Source organism: Kitasatospora putterlickiae, assembly GCF_039527695.1.
In the GTDB taxonomy this organism is placed as follows: Bacteria; Actinomycetota; Actinomycetes; order Streptomycetales; family Streptomycetaceae; genus Kitasatospora; species Kitasatospora putterlickiae.
Window position 1 is genome coordinate 22,542 of the sequence record NZ_BAAAKJ010000154.1, and the last position, 1,222, is coordinate 23,763.

General features: G+C 73.9%; 2 pseudogenes. One reads left to right on the forward strand and one right to left on the reverse strand.

The features are described from left to right. A pseudogene (locus ABD308_RS16195) lies at positions 1–754 on the reverse strand (lysophospholipid acyltransferase family protein); the annotation flags it as partial. 210 nt (positions 755–964) lie between these two features. Here ABD308_RS16195 and ABD308_RS16200 point away from each other — a divergent pair. Then, positions 965–1,222 (forward strand): annotated as a pseudogene (locus ABD308_RS16200) (2-phospho-L-lactate guanylyltransferase); the annotation flags it as partial.

Genomic DNA, 1,222 nt, shown 5'->3' on the forward strand with positions numbered 1-1,222 from the left:
CCCTCCGGGCGGCCTCGCGCATGTCGTACCGCTCGGCGGGCGGCCGCTCGTCGCGGATGCCGGCCAGCACGTCGGTGATCGCCGCCATGATGTCCTCGGTGGCGTCCCGGAGCACCTGGGAGGTCAGCTCCTGGCCCTGGTACTTGCTCAGGTCGACGGGCGGGCCGGCCGCCACGACCACCTTGTGCCGCGGGAAGAGGTTGAACCTGCCCTTGCCCGAAGCCCCCCTGCCGTACGGCGGGATGATCTCGTGGGCGCCCCAGTGGGCGACCGGGATGACCGGCGCGCCGGTCATCAGCGCCACCCGGGCGACGCCGCTCTTGCCGGTCATCGGCCACAGGTCCGGGTCCCTGGTGAGCGTTCCCTCCGGGTAGAACTGCACGCACTGGCCCCGGTCGACGGCGTCGATGGCCGCCCGGAACGCCTGCGCGGCGTCGGTCGACTCGCGGAACACCGGGATCTGGCCGGTCTTGCGGAGCATGAAGCCGATGAACGGGACCGAGAACAGCGAGGACTTGCCGAGGATCCGCGGCGGCCGCCCGCTGTTGTACTGCCAGTGCGCGTACACCACGGGGTCGATGATCGAGTTGTGGTTGACCGCGGCGATGAAGCCGCCCTCCTTCGGGAGGTGCTCCCAGCCCCGCCAGTCCGGCTTGACCAGGGCGGTCGTCACCGGCTTCACCAGCACGGCCGCAAAGCGGTACCAGAAGCCGTAGTCGGCGTTGCCGAAGCTGGCGTACGAGCGGCGGGCCACCCCAGGTCCTCCTCATCCGTGCGGCACGCCGGGGTGCCGCGGTCGATCTCCGCGGCCCCTCCCGGGGCGCGGGCGCGGAACAGTCTCACCCGACCCCTCACCGGCTGTCGAGCAGCCCCGCCCGCCCGCCGCACGGGCGTGATCAAACGCACGTCCGCACAGCTCGGACGGCCTGGCGAGGGTTCCGGGACCGGCGTCACAATGACGCCGATGACCCAGGACACCGTACGCCCCAGCGGGCCCGTCGTGCCCGCCGCACCCGCCGCCGGCTGGTCGCTGGTGCTGCCGCTCAAGCCGCTCGCCCGGGCCAAGTCCCGGCTGGCCCCGTTCGCCGGTCCGCACCGCCCGGACCTCGCGCTCTCCTTCGCCCTGGACACCGTCACCGCCGCGCTGGCCGCGCCCGGGGTCGGCCGGGTGCTGGTGGTCACCCGGGACGCCACGGCCGGCGCGCGGCTGGCCGGGCTCGGC